The organism is Agrobacterium sp. CFBP2214 (genome assembly GCF_030209895.1).
Taxonomy (GTDB): Bacteria; Pseudomonadota; Alphaproteobacteria; order Rhizobiales; family Rhizobiaceae; genus Agrobacterium; species Agrobacterium radiobacter.
Genome location: NZ_JARVRC010000004.1, coordinates 280,509 through 300,756, shown reverse-complemented (window position 1 = coordinate 300,756; position 20,248 = coordinate 280,509). Strand labels below are relative to the sequence as shown.

Annotated in this window: 21 protein-coding genes; 9 read left to right on the top strand and 12 right to left on the bottom strand. The window is 60.3% G+C overall.

Annotated elements, in window-relative coordinates; all coding sequences use genetic code 11:
* The first annotated feature begins 225 nt into the window (after positions 1-225).
* The 5 genes from QRN60_RS13940 to QRN60_RS13920 all read left to right on the top strand — a co-directional run bounded on the left by QRN60_RS13940 (position 226) and on the right by QRN60_RS13920 (position 3,996).
* The gene (locus QRN60_RS13940; RefSeq protein ID WP_003505422.1) at positions 226-1,116 is read left to right on the top strand and encodes a metal ABC transporter substrate-binding protein; all 891 of its coding nucleotides are present in this window, start codon (positions 226-228) and stop codon (positions 1,114-1,116) included.
* Entirely contained in the window at positions 1,113-2,021 is a 909-nt protein-coding gene (locus QRN60_RS13935) for a manganese/iron ABC transporter ATP-binding protein (RefSeq protein WP_060727311.1), read from the top strand. Before QRN60_RS13940 ends, QRN60_RS13935 begins: the two co-directional genes overlap by 4 nt.
* The gene (locus QRN60_RS13930) at positions 2,002-2,862 is read left to right on the top strand and encodes a metal ABC transporter permease (protein WP_003505419.1); all 861 of its coding nucleotides are present in this window, start codon (positions 2,002-2,004) and stop codon (positions 2,860-2,862) included. The genes QRN60_RS13935 and QRN60_RS13930 overlap by 20 nt, the downstream gene beginning before the upstream one ends.
* Positions 2,859-3,713 carry a metal ABC transporter permease gene (locus QRN60_RS13925; RefSeq protein ID WP_003505418.1) on the top strand — a complete coding sequence of 285 codons (855 nt, stop codon included), beginning with the start codon at positions 2,859-2,861 and terminating at the stop codon, positions 3,711-3,713. The genes QRN60_RS13930 and QRN60_RS13925 overlap by 4 nt, the downstream gene beginning before the upstream one ends.
* A 109-nt stretch (positions 3,714-3,822) precedes the next feature.
* Positions 3,823-3,996 (top strand): DUF1328 domain-containing protein, encoded by a 174-nt coding sequence (locus QRN60_RS13920; protein ID WP_003499086.1) that lies wholly within the window; start codon positions 3,823-3,825, stop codon positions 3,994-3,996.
* A 58-nt stretch (positions 3,997-4,054) separates the two neighbouring features.
* Here the strand turns inward: QRN60_RS13920 and QRN60_RS13915 are convergent, their stop codons facing one another.
* Complete coding sequence (locus QRN60_RS13915; protein ID WP_003499083.1) at positions 4,055-4,786, bottom strand: SDR family oxidoreductase; 732 nt, start codon at positions 4,784-4,786, stop codon at positions 4,055-4,057.
* Positions 4,787-4,985: 199 nt separating this feature from the next.
* Between QRN60_RS13915 and QRN60_RS13910 the strand changes: the two genes are divergently transcribed.
* On the top strand, positions 4,986-5,759 hold the full coding sequence (locus QRN60_RS13910) for an IclR family transcriptional regulator (RefSeq protein WP_087746748.1): 774 nt from the start codon (positions 4,986-4,988) through the stop codon (positions 5,757-5,759).
* 106 nt (positions 5,760-5,865) lie between these two features.
* Here the strand turns inward: QRN60_RS13910 and tal are convergent, their stop codons facing one another.
* Complete coding sequence (gene tal, locus QRN60_RS13905; RefSeq protein WP_003505415.1) at positions 5,866-6,831, bottom strand: transaldolase; 966 nt, start codon at positions 6,829-6,831, stop codon at positions 5,866-5,868.
* A 205-nt stretch (positions 6,832-7,036) separates the two neighbouring features.
* Between tal and QRN60_RS13900 the strand changes: the two genes are divergently transcribed.
* The gene (locus QRN60_RS13900; protein WP_003505414.1) at positions 7,037-8,011 is read left to right on the top strand and encodes a sugar-binding transcriptional regulator; all 975 of its coding nucleotides are present in this window, start codon (positions 7,037-7,039) and stop codon (positions 8,009-8,011) included.
* Between the two features lie 264 nt (positions 8,012-8,275).
* Here the strand turns inward: QRN60_RS13900 and QRN60_RS13895 are convergent, their stop codons facing one another.
* Positions 8,276-9,148, bottom strand: a complete 873-nt coding sequence (locus QRN60_RS13895; RefSeq protein WP_020809874.1) for a methylated-DNA--[protein]-cysteine S-methyltransferase — start codon at positions 9,146-9,148, stop codon at positions 8,276-8,278.
* Between the two features lie 246 nt (positions 9,149-9,394).
* Complete coding sequence (locus QRN60_RS13890; protein WP_020809873.1) at positions 9,395-9,877, bottom strand: DUF2244 domain-containing protein; 483 nt, start codon at positions 9,875-9,877, stop codon at positions 9,395-9,397.
* 37 nt (positions 9,878-9,914) lie between these two features.
* On the opposite strand from QRN60_RS13890, the gene nth reads away from it, so the two are divergent.
* Positions 9,915-10,697 carry an endonuclease III gene (nth, locus tag QRN60_RS13885; RefSeq protein WP_111791379.1) on the top strand — a complete coding sequence of 261 codons (783 nt, stop codon included), beginning with the start codon at positions 9,915-9,917 and terminating at the stop codon, positions 10,695-10,697.
* Here nth and QRN60_RS13880 read toward each other — a convergent pair.
* Positions 10,659-11,396 carry a sulfate transporter family protein gene (locus QRN60_RS13880; protein WP_111791378.1) on the bottom strand — a complete coding sequence of 246 codons (738 nt, stop codon included), beginning with the start codon at positions 11,394-11,396 and terminating at the stop codon, positions 10,659-10,661. The genes nth and QRN60_RS13880 overlap by 39 nt on opposite strands.
* Positions 11,397-11,694: 298 nt before the next feature.
* Between QRN60_RS13880 and QRN60_RS13875 the strand changes: the two genes are divergently transcribed.
* Positions 11,695-12,528, top strand: a complete 834-nt coding sequence (locus QRN60_RS13875; protein WP_111834944.1) for a MurR/RpiR family transcriptional regulator — start codon at positions 11,695-11,697, stop codon at positions 12,526-12,528.
* 210 nt (positions 12,529-12,738) lie between these two features.
* On the opposite strand, the gene QRN60_RS13870 is transcribed toward QRN60_RS13875, so the two are convergent.
* The 7 genes from QRN60_RS13870 to QRN60_RS13840 form a co-directional block, all read right to left on the bottom strand.
* Positions 12,739-14,313 carry an FGGY-family carbohydrate kinase gene (locus tag QRN60_RS13870; RefSeq protein ID WP_162691907.1) on the bottom strand — a complete coding sequence of 525 codons (1,575 nt, stop codon included), beginning with the start codon at positions 14,311-14,313 and terminating at the stop codon, positions 12,739-12,741.
* A 60-nt stretch (positions 14,314-14,373) separates the two neighbouring features.
* On the bottom strand, positions 14,374-15,093 hold the full coding sequence (locus tag QRN60_RS13865; protein ID WP_111834942.1) for an HAD family hydrolase: 720 nt from the start codon (positions 15,091-15,093) through the stop codon (positions 14,374-14,376).
* Positions 15,094-15,100: 7 nt separating this feature from the next.
* Positions 15,101-16,585 (bottom strand): mannitol dehydrogenase family protein, encoded by a 1,485-nt coding sequence (locus QRN60_RS13860; protein ID WP_107676908.1) that lies wholly within the window; start codon positions 16,583-16,585, stop codon positions 15,101-15,103.
* 61 nt (positions 16,586-16,646) lie between these two features.
* The gene (locus tag QRN60_RS13855) at positions 16,647-17,423 is read right to left on the bottom strand and encodes an L-iditol 2-dehydrogenase (RefSeq protein WP_060724570.1); all 777 of its coding nucleotides are present in this window, start codon (positions 17,421-17,423) and stop codon (positions 16,647-16,649) included.
* Positions 17,420-18,418 (bottom strand): ABC transporter ATP-binding protein, encoded by a 999-nt coding sequence (locus tag QRN60_RS13850; protein ID WP_284765666.1) that lies wholly within the window; start codon positions 18,416-18,418, stop codon positions 17,420-17,422. The genes QRN60_RS13855 and QRN60_RS13850 overlap by 4 nt, the downstream gene beginning before the upstream one ends.
* 12 nt (positions 18,419-18,430) lie before the next feature.
* Positions 18,431-19,255, bottom strand: a complete 825-nt coding sequence (locus QRN60_RS13845; RefSeq protein ID WP_111782392.1) for a carbohydrate ABC transporter permease — start codon at positions 19,253-19,255, stop codon at positions 18,431-18,433.
* 12 nt (positions 19,256-19,267) lie between these two features.
* Positions 19,268-20,140, bottom strand: coding sequence for a carbohydrate ABC transporter permease (locus QRN60_RS13840; RefSeq protein ID WP_111791367.1), 873 nt, complete (start codon positions 20,138-20,140; stop codon positions 19,268-19,270).
* Positions 20,141-20,248 lie beyond the last annotated feature (108 nt).

Sequence of the window (20,248 nt, the reverse complement as noted above, 5' to 3'; positions counted from 1 at the left end):
AACACACGCGGGACAAGCTACGGACCACGCTGTCCGAGCCCTGCGATAGTGCCGCTTTCTCATTGAAAAAAGTTTAATCCCACTGGCGCGTCGCCGGCAAAAACGCACCATTTTCAGACATTCTTGAAATCCACTAATTTGCGAATGATTTGCAATAGCGTTGACAAGGGTGATTTTATAACAGATGGTATTGCGAATTAATCGCAACAAAATCTGGTGAGTCCCGTGAACTTTCAAAAAATCCGGCATGCAGTTTTCGCCTTCTCGCTTTTCCTCCCCGGTGCGGCCCTTGCCCAGGAAAAACCTGTTGTCGTGACGACCTTCACCATCATCGCGGATATGGCGCGCAACGTGGCGGGCGATGCGGCCGAGGTGGAAAGCATCACCAAGCCGGGTGCGGAAATTCACAATTACCAGCCGACGCCGCGCGATATTCTCAAAGCCCGCAAGGCCGATCTGGTGCTTCGCAACGGCCTCAATCTGGAATTGTGGTTCGAGAAGTTCCTGGTCAACCTTTCCGGCGTGCCGAGCGTGACGGTGAGCGAGGGCGTGAAACCCATGGCCATCAGCGGCGGGGCATACCAGGGAAAGCCCAATCCGCACGCCTGGATGTCGCCCGATAACGCCTTGATCTACGTGGAAAATATCCGCAAGGGCCTGACGGATATCGACCCCGCCCATGCCGATGTCTATGCCGCCAATGCCAAGGCCTATTCGGACAAGATCAAGGCCACCGTGCAGCCGATCCGCGACACGCTTTCCGTCCTGCCTGAAAACAAGCGCTGGTTGGTAACGAGCGAAGGCGCTTTTTCTTATCTCGCCCGTGATTTCGGCCTGAAGGAACTGTTCCTGTGGCCGGTCAATGCCGACAGCCAGGGCACACCGCAGCAGGTTCGCGGCGTGATCGACGCCATGCGCGAGCACAATATCAACGTCATCTTCAGCGAAAGCACGGTTTCCGCCGATCCCGCCCAGCAGGTGGCCAAGGAAACCGGTGCGGCCTATGGCGGCATTCTTTATGTGGATTCGCTGAGCGAAGCCGATGGTCCGGTTCCGACCTATCTCGACCTCCTGCGCGTGACGAGCGAAACCATCGCCAAGGGGCTGTCTTCATGAGAATGGGCAGTAAAAAATCAGGCGGCGGCCTGACGGTTCAAAATGCGACAGTGACCTATCGAAACGGCCACACCGCATTAAGAAATGCCAGCTTTTCCATCCCCCGCGGAACGATCACTGCACTTGTCGGCGTCAATGGCGCCGGCAAGTCCACGATTTTCAAGGCGATCATGGGTTTCGTGCCTTTGGCCGCCGGTTCCGTCTCGATCTTCGACCTGCCGGTGAAGGAAGCGCTCAGGAAAAACCTCGTCGCCTACGTACCGCAGGCCGAGGAGGTGGACTGGAGTTTTCCGGTGCTGGTGGAGGATGTGGTGATGATGGGCCGTTATGGCCATATGAATTTCCTGCGCATCCCCTCGAAACGCGACCACCAGATGGTGGAAGAGGCGCTGAAACGCGTCAACATGCTCGATTATCGCAAGCGCCAGATCGGTGAGCTCTCGGGCGGGCAGAAGAAGCGGGTGTTTCTGGCCCGCGCGCTGGCGCAGGAGGGTCAGGTGATCCTGCTGGACGAGCCTTTCACCGGTGTCGATGTGACAACGGAAGAGCAGATCGTCACGCTTCTGAAGGCGCTGCGAGACGAGGGCCGGGTCATGCTGGTCTCCACCCATAATCTCGGCAGCGTGCCGGAATTCTGTGACCGCGCCGTCTTCGTCAAGGGCACGGTTCTGGCATCGGGCAAGACGGCGGATACCTTCAACGAGGAGAACCTGCAAAAGGCCTTTGGCGGCAGCCTTCGCCACTTCGTGCTTGGCGGGGCCGACCTGCATAACGACGCCGATCCGCGGCGGGTGAAGGTCATTACCGATGATGAGCGGCCCTTTGTGATCTACGGCAAGAACGGCCAGAACGGGCACGATCCTGAGGCTCCGAAAGAAAAAGTCGATGATAAACAGCCTTCTTGAGCCCTTCACCTATGGTTATATGCTGAACGCCATCTGGGTCAGCGCGCTGGTAGGCGGCGTCTGCGGTTTCCTCTCGGCCTATCTGATGCTGAAGGGCTGGTCGCTGATCGGCGATGCTCTTTCCCATGCCATCGTTCCCGGCGTTGCGGGCGCCTATATGCTGGGCCTGCCCTTTTCGCTCGGTGCGTTCCTTTCCGGCGGGCTTGCGGCCGGCTCCATGCTGTTCCTGAACCAGAAGACGCGGCTGAAGGAAGACGCGATCATCGGGCTGATCTTTACCTCGTTTTTCGGGCTCGGGCTGTTCATGGTGTCGCTCTCGCCCACCTCGGTGAATATCCAGACCATCGTGCTCGGCAATATTCTCGCGATCACCACCGAAGACACGATCCAGCTGGCGCTGATCGGCGGTATCAGCCTCATCGTGCTGGCGCTGAAATGGCGTGACTTCATGGTGGTGTTCTTCGATGAGAACCACGCCCGCACCGTGGGGCTGAAACCGGAAGTGCTGAAGGTGATCTTCTTCACCCTGCTGGCCGCCTCCACGGTTGCCGCCCTTCAGACGGTCGGGGCCTTCCTCGTCGTTGCCATGGTGGTGACGCCGGGCGCCACCGCCTATCTCCTGACCGACCGTTTCGAGCGACTGATCCTGATGAGCCTGATCATCGGCGCGGCCACCAGCTTCGTCGGTGCTTACCTCAGCTATTTCCTCGATGGTGCGACCGGCGGCGTCATCGTCGTGCTGCAGACGGCAATCTTCCTTGCCGCCTTCGTTTTTGCGCCCAAACACGGGCTTCTCGCTTCCAGGGCCAAGGCCCGCAAGGCGCTGGAGGAAACGCCATGAGCGACTATCTCGAACTCGCCATCCTGCCGTTTCAATTGCCCTTCATGCAATATGCCTTCGTGATCACGCTGATGATCGCGGTGCCGATGGCGATGCTCTCCTGTTTTCTGGTGCTGAAGGGCTGGTCGCTGATGGGCGATGCGGTTTCCCACGCCGTGCTGCCCGGCGTGGTGGTGGCCTATATTGTCGGCATCCCGCTTTCCATCGGCGCGTTCATCGCCGGCATGATCTGTGCGCTCGGCACCGGTTTCATCAAGGAAAACAGCCGCATCAAGGAAGACACGGTGCTCGGCATCGTCTTTTCCGGCATGTTCGGGCTGGGGCTGGTGCTTTATGTGAAGGTGCAGAGCGACGTGCATCTCGATCACATCCTCTTCGGCGACATGCTCGGCATTGCGCCCTCAGACATGCTGGAGACGGGCCTGATCGCGCTTTTCGCCACGCTGTTTCTCGGTATCCTGCGCAAGGACCTGCTGGTCAACGCCTTCGATGCGCAGCACGCCAAAGCCATCGGCCTGCCGGTGCGTATCCTGCATTACGGCCTGCTGATGGTTCTGTCGCTGACCGTGGTTGGCGCGCTGAAGGCGGTGGGCATCATCCTCTCGGTCGCGATGCTTGTCGCGCCGGGCGCAATCGCCTTCCTGCTGACCCGGCGTTTTTCCGCCATGCTGCTGGTGGCCATGGCGGTGGCGGTCGCCTCATCGCTTTCGGGCATATGGCTGAGCTTCCTGATCGACAGTGCGCCGGCCCCCACCATCGTCATGTTCATGAGCCTTGCTTTCGTTGCCACCTTCATCCGCACCACCTGGAAGGCCCGGCGGATCGACGCGGCGGGGGAAACAGGCTTCTAAAACAACGATTTTTGCGGGCGTGTGGAACATTTTCCCCTTTTGCGCGTCATTTTACTGAGCCAGTCGCGGGGCGGCGGGCTCGGGAAAATTATGCAAAAGGGGAAGCACCATGCTGAAGTGGGCTCTTATTTTCTTTGTCATTTCTTTGATCGCAGGCGTGTTCGGCTTTACCGGCATTTCGGCAGCCGCGGCGGGCGTGGCCCGTATCCTGTTCTTCATCGCCGTGGTGATCTTCCTGGTCTTCCTCGTGCTTGCACTGATGGCCGGAAGCGCCGTCGTCTGAATGAAAAAAGGCGACCGGGTTTTACGCCGGTCGCCTCTCCTCTCTCCCGTAACGGAATTCAGCCAGTCCAGCCGCCATCGATCACATGGATCTGGCCGGTGGTGAAGCCTGCCTCATCAGAAGCAAGATAGGTGACGAGCGCCGCGATTTCTTCCGGTGTGGCGATACGGCCCATCGGCTGGCGGGCGATGAAATCGGCCAGAGCCTGTTCGTAATTGCCGGTGGCGCGCAGGCGGTCATGCAAGGACGGGCTGTCGACCGTGCCGGGGCAGATGGCGTTGCAACGAATGCCCTTGGTGACGAAATCGGCGGCAATCGCCTTTGTCAGGCCCACCACGGCCGCTTTCGAAGCGGTATAGGCGAAACGGTTCGGCACGCCCTTCACGCTTGATGCAACCGAGGACATGTTGACGATCGCGCCCTTGCCCTTTTCCAGCATGCCGGGCAGGAAGGCGCGGCAGGTACGATACATGGCCTTGGCGTTGAGATCGAAGGAGAAGTCCCAGTCCTTCTCTTCGCAGTCCAGAATGGTGCCGGAATGAACGAAGCCGGCGCAGTTGAACAGCACATCCGCATGGCCGATATCGGCGGCGAAATCCTTGACGCCATCGCCATCAAGCACGTTCAGAACTCGGGTTTCCGCGCCCTTGAGGGTGGAAAGCGCCTGCTCGTTGATATCAGTGGCGATGACGCGCGCGCCGAGCGAGATGAACCGCTCCGCCGTCGCCCGGCCGATACCCTGACCGGCGGCGGTGATCACCACTGTCCGGCCGTTAAAATCCTGCACCATGAATAGCCTCCCGCTAAGGCGCGCCCGCCCTTCGGGGATCGGACCGCTGAATTTCGATGATCTCAAATATGGATCGACAATTCATATGTAAACGCGGTATTCATATGGCGTCAAGCAAACTTGCGCGGATGTCGGGTATCGGGCAACCATATTTTATGGCGCCTCCACCGGGCACTCATAGAAAACACATCGAGGCCAGATGACCGACGACGACAGCGAAAGATATCGCGCTCCCGCCCTCGACAAGGGTCTCGACATTCTCGAGCTTCTGGCCCGCACCGATGGCGGGCTGACGCAGATTGAGATCGCCAAGTCTATCGGTAAAAGCCCGAACGAGCTTTATCGCATGCTGGACCGGCTGGTGCGCCGCGGCTACGTGCAGCGACTTGACGGCGACCGGTTTTCGCTGACGCTGAAGATGTTCGGGCTGGCGCATTTCCATGCACCGATACGCCGGCTGGTCTCTTTTGCCGCACCTGTCATGCGCGATTTTTCGGCCAGCGCTGAGCAGGCCTGTCATCTGGCCGTTTATGACCGCGGCAGCGTCGTCGTCATCGCCCAGCAGGAATCCGCCACCTATTGGGCCATGTCCATGCGGGTCGGCGCGCAGATGAGTCTGTTCCACACCGGCTCCGGCCATGTGCTCTTGGCCTTCCAGACCGAGGCGCAACGTGAGATCATGATAACCGAGCAGGTGCGCGGCAGCGGCGAAACCGTGCCGCCCTCCCTCGCCGAGCGGCTGGCGGAGGTGCGCAAAAACGGTTTCGAATCCATGGACAGCCTTCAGACCGCCGGCGTGCGCAATATTTCCGCGCCGGTGCTGACGCTCGATGGCACGGCGCTCGCCGTCATCACCTGCCCCTATATCACACCGCTTGGCGGCAAGGCGCCGACACGTGAGGCCTGCGAAGCACTGATCCGCGAGGCGGCAAAGCGGATTTCCGAAGTGGCGACCGGAAACGGAAATTCCTGAAACGCACAAAAAAACGCGACCGGCAGGGACCCGATCGCGTTTTGAGTGACTGGAGATTATATCTCTTAAACGTCGGGGGAACGTGGATGGTTCCCCCTTTTTTGTATCAGGCCGCAGCCAGCGTCAGCTCCTTGCGGACCATCTCGCGCAGCGTCACCAGATCCTTGGCGAACAAACGGATGCCTTCCGAGAGCTTTTCCGTGGCCATCGCGTCTTCGTTGAGCGCCCAGCGGAATGCCTTCTCGTCGAGCGACTGCAGCGGCTCTGCCTTGACGTTGTCAGCCGAAAGCTTGCGCTCCAGCTTGCCGCTGTCCTTGTCCAGCTCTTCCAGCAGCGCCGGGCTGATCGTCAGGCGGTCGCAACCGGCCAGCGCTTCGATTTCGCCGACATTGCGGAAGGACGCACCCATGACGACGGTGCTGATGCCATTGGCCTTGTAATAGTTGTAGATGCTGCGCACCGAGACGACACCCGGATCGGTCTCGGCGGTGTAGTTCTCGCCGGTCGACTTCTTGTACCAGTCAAGGATACGGCCAACGAAGGGCGAGATGAGGAACACCTTGGCTTCGGCGCAGGCAATCGCCTGGGCCTGCGAGAACAGGAGCGTCAGATTGCAGTCAATGCCTTCGGACTGCAGCACTTCGGCAGCCTTGATGCCTTCCCAGGTGGAGGCAAGCTTGATGAGGATGCGTTCACGCTCGATGCCGCGCTCCTTGTAGGCCGCGATGATGTGGCGCGCCTTGGTGATGGAGGCTTCCGTATCGAAGGAAAGGTCGGCATCGACTTCGGTCGAAACGCGGCCCGGAACGAGGCCGGCAAGCGCCGCACCGACAGAAATGGCCAGACGATCGGCAACGGCGGCAACAACGGCGTCGGACTGGCCGCCCTGCTTCTTGCCCCATGCGACGGCTTCCTTCACCGCATCCGCAAAGGCAGGCGTGCCGAGTGCTTTCAGAACGATGGTGGGATTGGTGGTGCAATCCACCGGCTTCAGGCGCGCAACCGCCTCGATATCGCCGGTGTCGGCAACAACCGTGGTGATGGCGCGAAGTTGTTCGAGTTTGGACGTCATATCGAATGATCCTTCATGATCTCTTGAAAACTTGCTCACCCGTCTTTTCGTTCCCGCACCATGGGTGCGCCCAAGGCCGAAATCGCGGTTTGTCCGGCTCCGACTATCGCAAGCGGCACGGCCCAAAGTCAAGACATTTGCGCATCGCAATTGACATAAGTTTCACGCCTGCGATACTCCGCCGACATAAAGAATGGCGGAAACCGTGGCGAAACTGAGAAGAGAAACCCATACGGCCTATTCGGAAGCGGCTTCGCTGAGGCTGCGCGCCGCATGGCTTTATTATAATCAGGGCATGACGCAGAAAGACGTCGCCGAGAAGCTCGGCATTAGCCGCTCCACCGTCATCCGCCTTCTGGACGAGGCGATGAAGCGCTCCGAGGTGCAGATCTGGATCAACGAGGGCATCGAGGATTTCGTTGAACTGGCCGGCCGGCTGGAGGCGGCTTACGGGCTGGATGAGGCCGTCATCATTCCCTCCCCCGATAAAGCAAGCGTCGAGGGCACGGCCAAGGCCGTGGGTCTGGCGCTCGGGCAATTTCTCTCCGAAGCGGTGCCGAACGGCGCCACCATCGGCGTCGGCTGGGGCCGCACCATGACCGCTTCGCTTTCCAGCTTCCGCCCGCCGCGCCGGGAAAACTGCAAGGTCGTCTCGCTGCTCGGCGGTATCGTCGCCGTGCACCAGACCAACCCGCTCGATTACACCTGGCGGCTGGCAAGCGCGCTCGGGGCGGAATGTTACATGTTCCTCGCGCCGCTTTTGGTGGATTCCGTCGAGACCAAACGGGCGCTGATCGAAAAATGCGGGCTGGCGACGCTTTATGATCTGGCCGAAACGCTCGACCTCGCCATCGTCTCCTGCGGCGATATCGGCCCGCATTCGACCTCGCTGTCGGAGGGTTTCATTTCCAAGGCGACGCTGCAGGAACTCATCGACGCCGGCTGCGTCTGCGACACCATGTTCAACTTCATCGATGCGGAAGGCCGCTCCGTCGATCACCCGATCAATCAGCGCGCCATGGCCATCGATCTCGATACGCTGCGCAAGGCCAAACACATCGTGCTGGCCTCCGGCGGCGCCCACCGCGCCATCGCCATCCGCGCCACGATCAAGCGCATCGGGTGCAATACGCTGATAACGGACGAGGCAGCGGCCCGGGCGTTGATGGAATTGGTTTAAGCCTCGTCGGGCCATTCTCGGGCAGTCATCCAACCTCCACCGTCATCCTCGGGCTTGTCCCGAGGATCTGCAACCGATTGATTTTATTCTACGTGATTAGATCCTCGGCACAGGGCCGAGGATGACGATACGCGAGAACTCCGGGCATTTCATGCCTTGGCATATTTGCTCAAAACAACGCCGATCTCTTCTGCAGTAACGAACTCTCCGGCAACGCATCTTCTTTAGTGCGTTTTGTTGCGGGGCTCGAACGGTCGACCAAACTCACACCTTCCCCGTTTCCCAGCCGAGCATCGCCCGCTTGCGGGTCAGGCCCCAGTGATAACCCGTCAGCGCCCCGCTTTTGCCGACGGCACGGTGGCAGGGAACGACGAAGGACACCGGATTGGCGCCGACTGCTGCACCCACGGCGCGGGAAGCCGTGGGCTGACCGATATCGCAGGCGATGTGCGAATAGGTGACGGCGCGGCCCATCGGGATTTTGAGAAGACTTTCCCAGACCCGCACCTGAAAATCCGTGCCGAGCAGCACGACGCGCAGCGGCCTGTCCGCCGACCACATGGACGGATCGAAGATGCGGGCAGCATAGGGCGCGGTCGCTTCGCGATCCTCGACATAGTCAGCATTCGGCCAACGGCCGGCCATATCTTCGAAACAGGCTCTTTCCTCGCCCGGATCGGCAAAGGCGCAGCCGGCAAGGCCACGATCAGTCACCATGACCAGCGCAAGGCCGAAGGGCGAGGCGTGAAACCCGTAACGGATCGTCAGCCCGCCGCCCTTGGCCTTCCATTCGCCGGGTGACATGGCTTCATGGGTCACGAACAGATCGTGCAGGCGTCCCGGCCCCGACATGCCGACCTCAATCGAGGTTTCCAGCAGCGGCAGATCCTCTTCGCGCAACAGCCGCTTGGCATGATCGAGCGTCACGGCCTGCAAAAAGGCCTTGGGCGACAGACCGGCCCAACGGGTGAAGGTCTTCTGCAATTGCGTCGGCGACTGGCCGAGCTCTGCGGCAATGGCTTCGAGGGAAGGCTGCTCGCGATAATCCAGCGTCAAAAGCTCGATGACCCCGCGCACCGTGTCGTAGTCCGATCCGATGGGGGTAATGTCTTCGTTCAGCGTAATATTGGCGTTCATCGCAAATCTCCTAACGGGTAAGAGAAAACCATTAAAGCGACTTCGTCTCCACCCGTTTCTTGCGCGGCATCACGATACGCAAGGAATGTTCGTTAGCCCGAACACGCACTCACCCTCATTCCTGTGCCCGTCACAGGAATCCAGCATACACGCGTCCGCGTGGCAGGAGGAGTTCTTTCAGCCCAGGGACTTGGGCTGGCTGGATCCCTGTGACAAGCACGGGGATGAGGGCGGCAGAGCATCCCCTCACATCCGCCGCCTGACGGTCGCCAACGCACCGCCGAAAGCCTTGGCGAAGCTTTCACGGTCATCGGGATTGAGAAACGACCCGATATCGGTCGCCCGGCCTTCGCCCGTCACATGCATGGAGACGATGCCGATCTCGTCATGCCGCCTGACCCTGAAGCGCGCCCAGAAGGGGTTGAAGCGATGCTCCACCATACGCCCGGCCGGAGAAAATTTGCGGATCGACAGGCTGGTGTGCGAAACGCTGACCTCTTCCCGCGCCTTCGCGGCCCGGTAATTAGCGCGGAAGGCGACATAAAGCAGCAGAAAATCCAGCCCGAAGAAGAGGCCGACGGGCCATGCCCCGGTGGCGAGGAAAAAGCCGCCATAGACAAGGCAGGCCAGACCGGAGACAAGCAGGAGCAGCCGGAAACCCCTTCTGCCAAGCGAACGGTGCGGAACGAGTTCCGCCGCGAAAATCGGCTGGTCGTTGAGCGTATCCACGTTGCTTTCCTTTGGGCGGGCTGGCTATAGATAGACCATGACAATCGCCAAAAAACGATCCAGCACCCAAACATTGAAAAAGTCAAATCCGGCATCCGCCCGCAAGCCGGCGCGGGTGAAAACAGCCTATTCGAAGGATGAGCTGACCGAAATCTTTCGCCGCTTTTCCATTCAGCGGCCGGAGCCGAAAGGCGAGCTGGAACATACCAATCCCTTCACCCTGCTGGTGGCCGTGGCGCTTTCCGCACAGGCGACCGATGTGGGCGTGAACCGCGCCACGCGCGCGCTGTTCAAGGTGGCCGATACGCCGGAAAAAATGCTGGCGCTCGGCGAGGAACAGCTGATCGGCTATATCAAGACCATCGGACTTTACCGCAACAAGGCCAAAAACGTCATTGCCCTGTCGCAGATCCTGATCGACAATTTCGGCGGCGAGGTGCCGAAAACCCGCGAGGAACTGGTGACCCTGCCTGGTGTCGGCCGCAAGACGGCCAATGTGGTGATGTCCATGGCCTTCGGCGTGCCCACCCTTGCAGTGGATACCCACGTCTTCCGCATTGCCAACCGGCTCTGTCTTGCGCCGGGCAAAACCCCTGACGAGGTTGAAGACCGGCTGATCCGCATCATTCCCGAACAATATCTGTTCCACGCCCATCACTGGCTGATCCTGCACGGGCGTTATTGCTGCAAGGCGCGCAAGCCGGAATGCGAGCGCTGCGTGATTGCCGATATCTGCAAGTCGCCGGAAAAGACCTTCGATATTCCGGCGCCGCTGGTGGAACTACCCGCGCAGCTGTTCGGTGCGGCCGGCGGCGAGTGAGGGATCGCGCCGGCTGACGGCCTTGTGCAGATGCACCATCATCGAGGCGGCAAAAAGCGGCGTCAACAGATTGAGGAACGGCACCGCCAGAAAGGCCGCGATCACCAGCCCGGCCATGAAGACGGTGGCGCGGTGTTTTGAGCGGAACTGCCTAGCTTCCAGGGGTGTTCGGAAACGCATCGCCGCAAATTCGAAGAATTCCCGGCCGAGCAGATAACCGTTCACCAGGAAAAACGCGATGAGGTTGACGCCCGGCACCAGAAGCAGCAACAGCGCGACGAGGTTGCCGGCAATGACGACACCAAAAAACTTGATGGACGACAGCACGGCCTCGCCGATCGGCATCGCCTCGCCGGGCGGATCGTTCGGATAGCTCTTTTTTTCAACCACTTCGGCGACATCATCGAGAAACAGGCCGGCAATGACGGCGGTGACCGGCGAGATGAGCAGCGCAAGCGCCAGTGCAAGGCCTATTCCGGCGAAAATGGCGAAAACGAAGCTCAGCCAGCCCGCCCAGTCAGGCACGCCGGGTATCAGCGTATCCACCCACGGCAGGGCGAAATAAATGAAGATCGAGCGAATAGCGAACCAGAGCGCCGCCAGCACGAGAAGCGTGAGCCCCAGAACCTTCCAGAACACTGACCGGGTTTCGGCGGCAAAGAGATTGTGAAAGGCAAGCCTCGCCGCATCAAAAATCATTCGGAACTCCTCGACGCCTTTAGCATTGAAACACTCTTATCAGGCGAGAGATAAGCGCTGCCCGCCCGCTCTGCAAGACGGACGGAAAGGCGCCAGATGTCTGGATTTAAACCGCAGATGGAATTTCTCTTGAATAAAAGGTATCTCTAAAATATAATAATCTATCTATTATAATTCGCATACCGGTCCGGTGGAGGACAAGGCCGGAGAAGCTATCCCCCACCGTCAAATTGCGGTTCGCACGCTCGTTTGCGCGCGCGCATGCATCATCGTTCAATAAAGATAAAAGAATGAGGCGTTGGTGGAAAAGCTGCTGTTGAACCTTACACGCGCCATGAAGGCAGGGACGCCTTCCGAGCGCAAGATCGCTAAATATCTGATCGAACATCTGGACGAATTGCCGTTCGAGACGGCGCAGACACTGGCCGCCAAGCTCAGTCTCAGCCCGATGACGGTCGGACGTTTCCTGCGTTCGCTGGGATACCGGCAATTCAGCGATATCCGCGCCGATCTGCGCCATGCCGAAGAAACCGCCGGTGTGGACCAGCCAGCAACGGCAGAAGGCGGCGAACGCCAGTCCAACCCGTTTTCGCAGCTTCTGTCCCAGCAGATCCAGGCCATCCAGACCGCCTTCGACATGACGACCCAGTCGATCTGGCGGCTTGCCATGAACGAGATCGCCACGGCGGGCGATGTCTTTCTGGCAACCTCCCCGGAAGGTCTCGACGCCGGGCGTCATTTTTACGGGCGGCTTCTGGAGAGCCGAGGCCACATCCATTATCTCGGCAGCGACAGCGCGGCCTATGTCGCCCTGTGGGATTTCGACCCCGCTCACACCCTGCTCGTCATCATGGATTGCGGCGGCAGCCTGTCGCCGCTGCAGCGCCTGTCGGCAATGGCGCGCAAGAGCGGCTACAGGACATTGCTGATCACCACACGCTTTTATGAATGGGGCCCCGAAAGCACCGATCTCTGTCTTGCCATGCCGCAGGCGCAGAATGGCGGCCAGGGCCTGCTTCAACTGGTTTCCCTGCTGGAATTCACCCTCTGTGCGCTTGGCGCCAACGCTGATGATAGCGGCAGGGCAAGGGCAAAGAACCTAACCGCCCTGAAACGCTCGCTGCGTGGTTGATTGCGGCTAACAGCAGCGGCAGCATATGGATCGAGCGGTTGCCGCTCGTTTCTTCTCCCCGCCGGGGAGAAGTCCGCGGCAGCGGGATGAGGGGGCTAGAGTGCGTTCATCGCTCGCGTTCCCCCTCATCCGGCCCTTCGGGCCACCTTCTCCCCGGCGGGGAGAAGAAACGCGCGGCACCCACTCGGCCTTGTATTTTCCTTCAGAAAATCAAAGGCTCTCCAGTTCCTGCCGATGCCGGTACATGGCGAGGAAACGACGATAATCCCGCTCATAACGGGGGGCGAGCGCCCGGTTGCCTGATATTTCCGCATTGCCCGGATACATGGCGGCCCCGGCGGCCGCAAGGCTCGCATGCACCCCGCCAGCCGTCGCCGCCGTCATTGCCGTTCCGAGAAGCACCGCGTCGGCGGTTGCGGGAACCACGATGCGCTTGCCCGTCACATCGGCATAAAGCTCCATCAGCAGCGGGTTCTTCACATGTCCGCCGGTGACATGCAGGCTTTCCACCGCATAACCGAAACGCTCCATCGCATCGAGCACATGGCGGGCGCCAAGCGCAATGGCCACGGCGGTGCGCCAGTAAAGACGGCAGAGACTGTCGAAAGACGTATCCAAAGTCAGCCCGCTGATAACGCCGACGGCATGTGGATCGGCAAGCGGCGAGCGGTTGCCGTGGAAATCCGGCAGCACATGCAGCCGCTCGGCGAAGGCCTCACCCTCAAGCGCGCGCAACTCCGTTACCCGCGCAACGATGCGCGCATGCAGCGCCGTATCCGGCTCACCGCCTGCCGCATGCATGCGCACGATATGGTCGAGCAGCGCACCGGTGGCTGATTGCCCGCCTTCCACCAGCCAGTGCCCGGGCAGGATCGCCTGCCAATAGGGCCCCCAGAGGCTGTGGCCGGGCATCTGCCGCTCCGACATGGCGACAAGGCAGCTCGAAGTCCCGGCGATCAGGGCCACATGCCGGCCGACATCTGCAGACAGGCAGCCGCCAAGCGCGCCAAGCGCGCCGGCATAGGCGTCGATCATGCCCGCCGCCACCTCACAGCCGGTATCGAGACCGAGCTCGGCGGCAGCTTCGGGCGAAAGCGGGCCGATGCTTTCCCCCGGCATCACGGTGGTTTCGGGAAGGCCTGCCCGCTCCTTCAGGTCGGCAAGGCCCGCCAGTTCAAGATAATCCGCCTGCCAGCCGGGATTTTCCTGTGCCAGGAAATTCCACTTCGCCGTCTGCGTGCAATTTGAACGCTGCGCTGAGCCGGTCGCCTTCCATGTCAGGAAATCCGCCAGATCGAAGGCGAAGGACATGCGCGACCAGCTGGCCGGCATATGCTGTTTCAGCCACATCAGCTTCGGTATCTGCATTTCCGGCGAGACGCTGTTGCCGGCGAAATCCAGCACCCGGTGGCCGGATGCCGTCAGCCGGTCGGCCTCACCTATCGCCCGGTGATCGAGCCAGACGATGGTGTCGAACCGGTCTTCACCGGCAACGGAAACCGAAACGGGCTCACCCCGCCCATCACGGATAACGAGCGAGCAGGTGGCGTCAAAACCGATGGCGGCGATGCTTTGCGGCGAAACACCTGCCTCGGCAAGCGCTGCCTTCACCACGATGCAGACGGCGTTCCATATATCGGTGGAATCGTGTTCGGCGTGGTTTTCCTGCGGCCTTTGCATCAGGATGGGATGGGTGGAGCGGGCAAGCAGCCGGCCGGCCGGATCGAAAATGCCGGCCCGGGCGCTGGCGGTGCCGACATCGACAGCGACGAGATTTTGACGCATCAAGACTGCAATTCCATCCCTTGCGCAACGACCTCCGGACGGCAGCAGGCAGAGTCCCGCTCAGCCTGCATCGCGTTCCGCCCGCCTGTCAAAACCGCCCTTCCCCACATAATTGCCGACAAGTTGGACCAAATCCGGCATCGCGTCAAACACGGCATCCGCCCCAAGCCCGGCGATCTTTTCGCGGAATGCGGGAAAGCGGGCATGCGAACCGCCGGTAAAAGCAAAAACGCCCATGCCGGCGGCCTTTGCGGCAGCAATGCCCGCCGGGCTGTCCTCGATCACGATGCAGTGACGCGGATCAGCGCCCATTTCGCGCGCCGCATGCAGGAAAAGATCAGGCGCCGGCTTGCCGTTCTTCACCATGGTGGCGCTGAAGACATGCGGTTCGAATTTGTCGATCAGGCCGGACAGTCCCAGCGAATAACGGATGCGCTCCGGCTGGCTTGAGGAAGCGACGCAACGCCGAAGCGGCAACAGCCTGTCCAGTGTTTCGCCAATACCATCAATCGGCCGAAGCTCAGTGCGGAAACGTTCGAACAGCGTCGCGCGCATATGATCAAGAAAATCGATGTCCGTCTCGACGCCGTAGTCCTCAAACAGCGTCGCCGTCATGCTGGCGACGCTGCGGCCGAGAAAGCGCTCATAGGCCTCTTCCTCTCCCATCGTCACGCCGAGATGGGAGAGCATGTCGAGAAGGACGGAGATGGAGACCGGCTCGCTGTCGACGAGAACGCCGTCGCAATCGAAAATCAAAAGGGGCGCGGTCTCGTCTTCCATCTCGTGGTCACTTTTCAGCCAGCTTGTCATCCAGATAAAGCTGCAAGGTCTTCGCCGTGCCTTCGCGCCACAACGTCTTCAATGCATGGGCAAAGCGTTTACGGAAAAGCTCCGATTCGGCAACCTCCCCGAAAATATCGTCGAGTGCGAGGAAGGCCATCGGATCATCCTTGGCCTTGATGGCCGCCGCCTGCAGACGCTCGGCGCTGGCATCGTTGAAGGTGATTTGCTTGCCGCTGTCGGTGGTGCCGTAGAAATAACGGCACCACAGAGCCGAAACCAGCGAAAGGCCTATGATATCCTCGCTGCGCGCCAGACGGTCGGCGGTGGATGGCAGGATGAATTTCGGCTGACGGTTGGATCCGTCCTGCGCCAGACGCGGAATGGTGTCGCCGATCTTCGGGTTGAGGAAACGCCGCTCGATCAGGCCGAAATAGTCGGCGAGATTCGTGTCGGGAACCGGCGGAATGACCGGGATGATCTCTTCCTTTTCCAGCTTTGCCAGAAATGCCCGGATCAGCGGATGCTCCATCGCCTCATGCACGAAATGAATGTCGAGCAGCGCGGCCGGATAAGCGATTGCCGCATGGCCGCCGTTGAGGATGCGGATTTTCATGTGCTCGTAAGGCGCGACATCCTTGACGAACTGCACGCCAGCCTTTTCGAGCGCCGGGCGACCGGCAGGGAAATTATCCTCCATCACCCATTGCTTGAACTCCTCGCAGAAGACCGGCCAGTTGTCGTCGATGCCGAAATCGTCACGGGCAATATTGCGTTCGCGTTCGCCGGTGGCGGGCGTGATGCGGTCGACCATGGAATTGGGGAAAGCGACGTTTTCGCCGATCCAGTTGGCGAAAGCAGGATCGGAGAGAGCCGCGAGCCCGACCACCGCGTTTTTGGTGACCTTGCCATTATGGGGAATGTTGTCGCAGGACATGACGGTAAAGGGTTGAAGCCCCCTGTCGCGCCGCGCCTTCAGCCCGGCGACGATGAAGCCGAACACGGTTTTCGGCGTCGCCGGGTTGTGCCCGTCTTCGGCAATTGCCGGGTGCTGCGGATTGAAGGAACCGGAAGCGTCGATGAAATAACCGCCTTCGGTAATCGTCATCGAAACGATGCGGATTTTCGGATCGGCGAGCGTATCGATGATGCGCTGCGTATCGCCAACTTGCAGAATGTCGATCATCGGCCCGGTAACACGCGCACCGGTGCGGTTATTGTCCTGCTCCACAACAGTGGTCAGGAAATCCTGCGCGGCAAGTTTCTCACGCATCACCGCATCGGAGGGCAAAACACCCGCACCGATGATGGCGAAGTCATGGTCCGCACCCGTGTTGAAGAGGTCATCCAGATAAACCGCCTGATGCGCGCGGTGGAAATTGCCAACGCCGAAATGCACGATGCCGGCTGAAAGATCGGTCCGGGAATAGGCCGGAACCGCCGCCGTTTTTCTGGCTTCGTCAAGCGTTGCGAGGGAGAGTTTGCATGTCATGTCACGATCCTCGAAGGGGAAACGTTGTTCGTGCCAAGGCCGGGCGGCAAGCGCCCGATACTCAGCTCATCCAGTTGCCGCCATCGACATTATAGGTCTGGGCGACGATGTATTCGGCCTCATCGGAGGCAAGGAAGATCGCCATGCCGGTCAGGTCTTCGGCACGGCCCATGCGGCCGAAGGGCACGGCCTCTCCGACCAGCCGCTTCTTTTCACCGGCCGGGCGGTTTTCATATTTCGCAAACAGCGCATCCACGCCGTCCCAGTGCTCGCCATCGACCACGCCGGGCGCGATCGCATTGACGTTGATGCCGTGCTTGATGAGATCGAGCCCGGCCGATTGGGTGAGGCTGATGACGGCGGCTTTGGTGGCGCAATAGATCGCCACCAGTCCCTCGCCACGCCGGCCCGCCTGGCTTGCCATATTGATGATCCTGCCGCCTTTTCCCCGAGCAATCATTGTTTTTGCGGCGGCCTGCATCATGAACAGCGTGCCTGATACGTTGATTGAAAACAGTCTTTCGTAGCTATCGCGTTTGATCTCGACAATCGGTGCGAGATCGAAGAGCGCGGCATTGTTGATGAGGATATCGAGGCCACCGGTCTGGCCCTCCACCGTGCGGATGGCCGTGTCGATGGAGTGCTGCTTGGTCACGTCGAGTTCGACGGCATAGGCGTTCTCGCCGATTTCACGGGCGGTCTTGCTGGCGCGTTCGAAATCGATATCGGCAATAGCGACGGTTGCGCCCTCGCGTATGTAGGCCTCCGCAAAGGCGCGGCCAATGCCACGCGCCGAACCTGTTATCAGCGCGGATTTGCCTTCCAGTCTTCCCGTCATATCGCGATGCCCTTTTCATCGAACCTGTGGATCTTTGTGTCATCCGGCGTGATGAAGACGGTATCGCCGTGTTTGCATTCGAATTCACCGTCGGTTCTGGCGGTGATGGGGCCGATGCCGGGGACGTCGAGGTGGAGGAAGGTGTCGGAGCCGAGATGTTCGGCGACCGTGACCTTGCCCTGCCACAGCCCGGTTTCTTTCGACAGCGTCAGGTGCTCGGGTCGCACGCCGGCGGTGGTCGCACCCTTTTGCCGGGCGTAATCGCCGGTCACCAGGTTCATGCGCGGCGAGCCGATGAAGCCGGCGACGAAGAGGTTGGCGGGCGAGCGGTAAAGCTCCATGGGCGAGCCGACCTGCTCGATATTGCCGCGGTTGAGGACCACGATCTTGTCGGCCATGGTCATGGCTTCCACCTGATCGTGGGTGACGTAGATCATCGTCGTCTTCAACGTGTTGTGCAGCTCGGAGATTTCCAGCCGCATGGTGCCGCGCAGCGCCGCATCGAGGTTGGAGAGCGGCTCGTCGAACAGAAACGCTTTCGGTTCGCGCACGATGGCGCGGCCGATGGCGACGCGCTGGCGCTGGCCGCCGGACAGTTGCGAGGGCCGGCGTTCGAGATAATCGGTGAGGTTGAGGATGCGGGCGGCATCGTCGACCTTTTTATCGATGACGGCCTTGTCGAGCTTGGCCATCTTCAGCGGGAAGGCGATGTTGTTGCGCACGCTCATATGCGGATAGAGCGCATAGGACTGGAACACCATGGCAAGGCCGCGCTCGGCCGGGGCCTTTTCGGTGGCGTCGTTGCCGTCGATGACTATTCTGCCGCCGGAGACGTCTTCCAGCCCGGCGATCAGGCGCAGCAGCGTTGACTTGCCGCAGCCGGACGGGCCGACGAAGACGACGAACTCGCCGTCATGGATATCGAGATCGATCGACGGGATGACTTTTGCCTCGCCGAAGAGCTTGGACACGTTCTGAAGGGAAATGCTGCCCATTATTGTCGTTCCTTATTTCACGGCGCCAAAGGTGAGGCCACGCACGAGTTGTTTCTGCGAGAACCAGCCGATGACGAGAATGGGGGCGATCGCCATCATCGAGGCGGCCGACAGTTTTGCCCAGAACAGCCCCTGCGGTGAGGAGAAGGAGGCGATGAAGGCCGTCAGCGGTGCCGCATTGGTGGTCGTCAGCCGGATGGTCCAGAAGGATTCGTTCCAGGCGAGGATGACGTTCAGGAGCAGCGTCGAGGCGATGCCCGGAACCGCCATTGGTGTGAGCACATGCACGATCTCGTTCCACAGCGATGCGCCATCCATGCGGGCTGCTTCAAGGATCTCGCCGGGGATTTCGCGGAAGTAGGTGTAAAGCATCCACACCACGATCGGCAGGTTGATGAAGGTGAGCATGACGGTGAGGCCAATGCGGGTATCGAGCAGGCCGGCATTGCGGAAGATCAGGTAGATCGGCACCAGCACGGCGACGGCCGGCATCATCTTGGTGGAGAGCATCCACATCAGAATGTCCTTGGTGCGTTTGGTCGGCGAGAACGCCATGGCCCAGGCGGCGGGAATGGCGATGATCAGCGCAATGATCGTCGAGCCGAGCGACAGCACCACCGAGTTCATGAACGGCTTGAAGTAATCGCGCTGGGTCTGCACGGTGATGTAGTTTTCGAGCGTGCCCGAGGGAATGAGGCTGAAGCCTGCGATCGCCTCCGGCTCGGTCTTGATCGAGGTGAGGAAGGCATAGAGGATCGGGAAGAACAGCAGGAGCGCCACGGCCCATGCCGCGATGGAAAAGCCGATCTTCGCACGTGTGGTTGTCTTGCGGGCCATGATCGCTTCTCCTTAACGGTCGAGGTTCTTGCCGACGGCGCGCATCAGGAAGATGGCGACGATATTGGCGAGCACGACGGCGATGATGCCACCGGCCGATGCGCCGCCGACGTCGTAACCCAGAAGCGCCGTGCGATAGATGAGGAAGGCAAGGTTGGTCGAGGCATAACCGGGGCCGCCATTGGTGGTGACGAGGATTTCCGCGTAGACGCCGAGCAGGAAGATCGTCTGGATGAGGATGACGACGGTAATGGCGCGCGACAGATGCGGCAGCGTCAGATAGACGAAACGGTTGATGAAGTTGGCGCCATCCATCTCGGCCGCTTCCTTCTGTTCGCCATCGAGCGACTGCAGGGCGGTGAGCAGGATCAGCGTTGCAAAGGGCAGCCATTGCCAGGCAACGATGATGATGATGGAGAGCAGCGGAAACTGCGCGAACCAGTCGACCGGCTGCAGGCCGAAGAAGCGGGACAGATCGGCGAGCACGCCGTAACCGGGATGCATGATCATGTTCTTCCACACCAGTGCGGCCACCGGCGGCATGACGAAGAACGGCGAGATGATCATGATACGCACGATACCCTGACCGAAGATGTCATTGTCGAGCAGGAGCGCAATGGCGATGCCGCCGATGACGGTGATCAGAAGTACGCCGCCGACGATCAGCAGCGTGTTCCAGATCGACTGGAAGAAGGCCGGGTCGGTGTAGAAATACTGGTAATTGAACAGGCCCGCAAAGCTGACATTGGCAGGGTTGAGCAGATTGTAGTTCTGGAACGAAAACCACAGCGTCATCGCCAGGGGCACGATCATCCACACCAGCAAAAGCAGCACCGAAGGCGCAAGCATAACCCGCGCCAGACCGCTCGTGTTCCGTGTTGCCATTGCACTAACCTCCCCATGGGCTCGGGCATCACGAAATGCCCCCGGCATATCCGGAAGAACCGGCTCATTCCAGTTTTGATTTGAAAGGCTTAAAGGCCACCGCGCAGC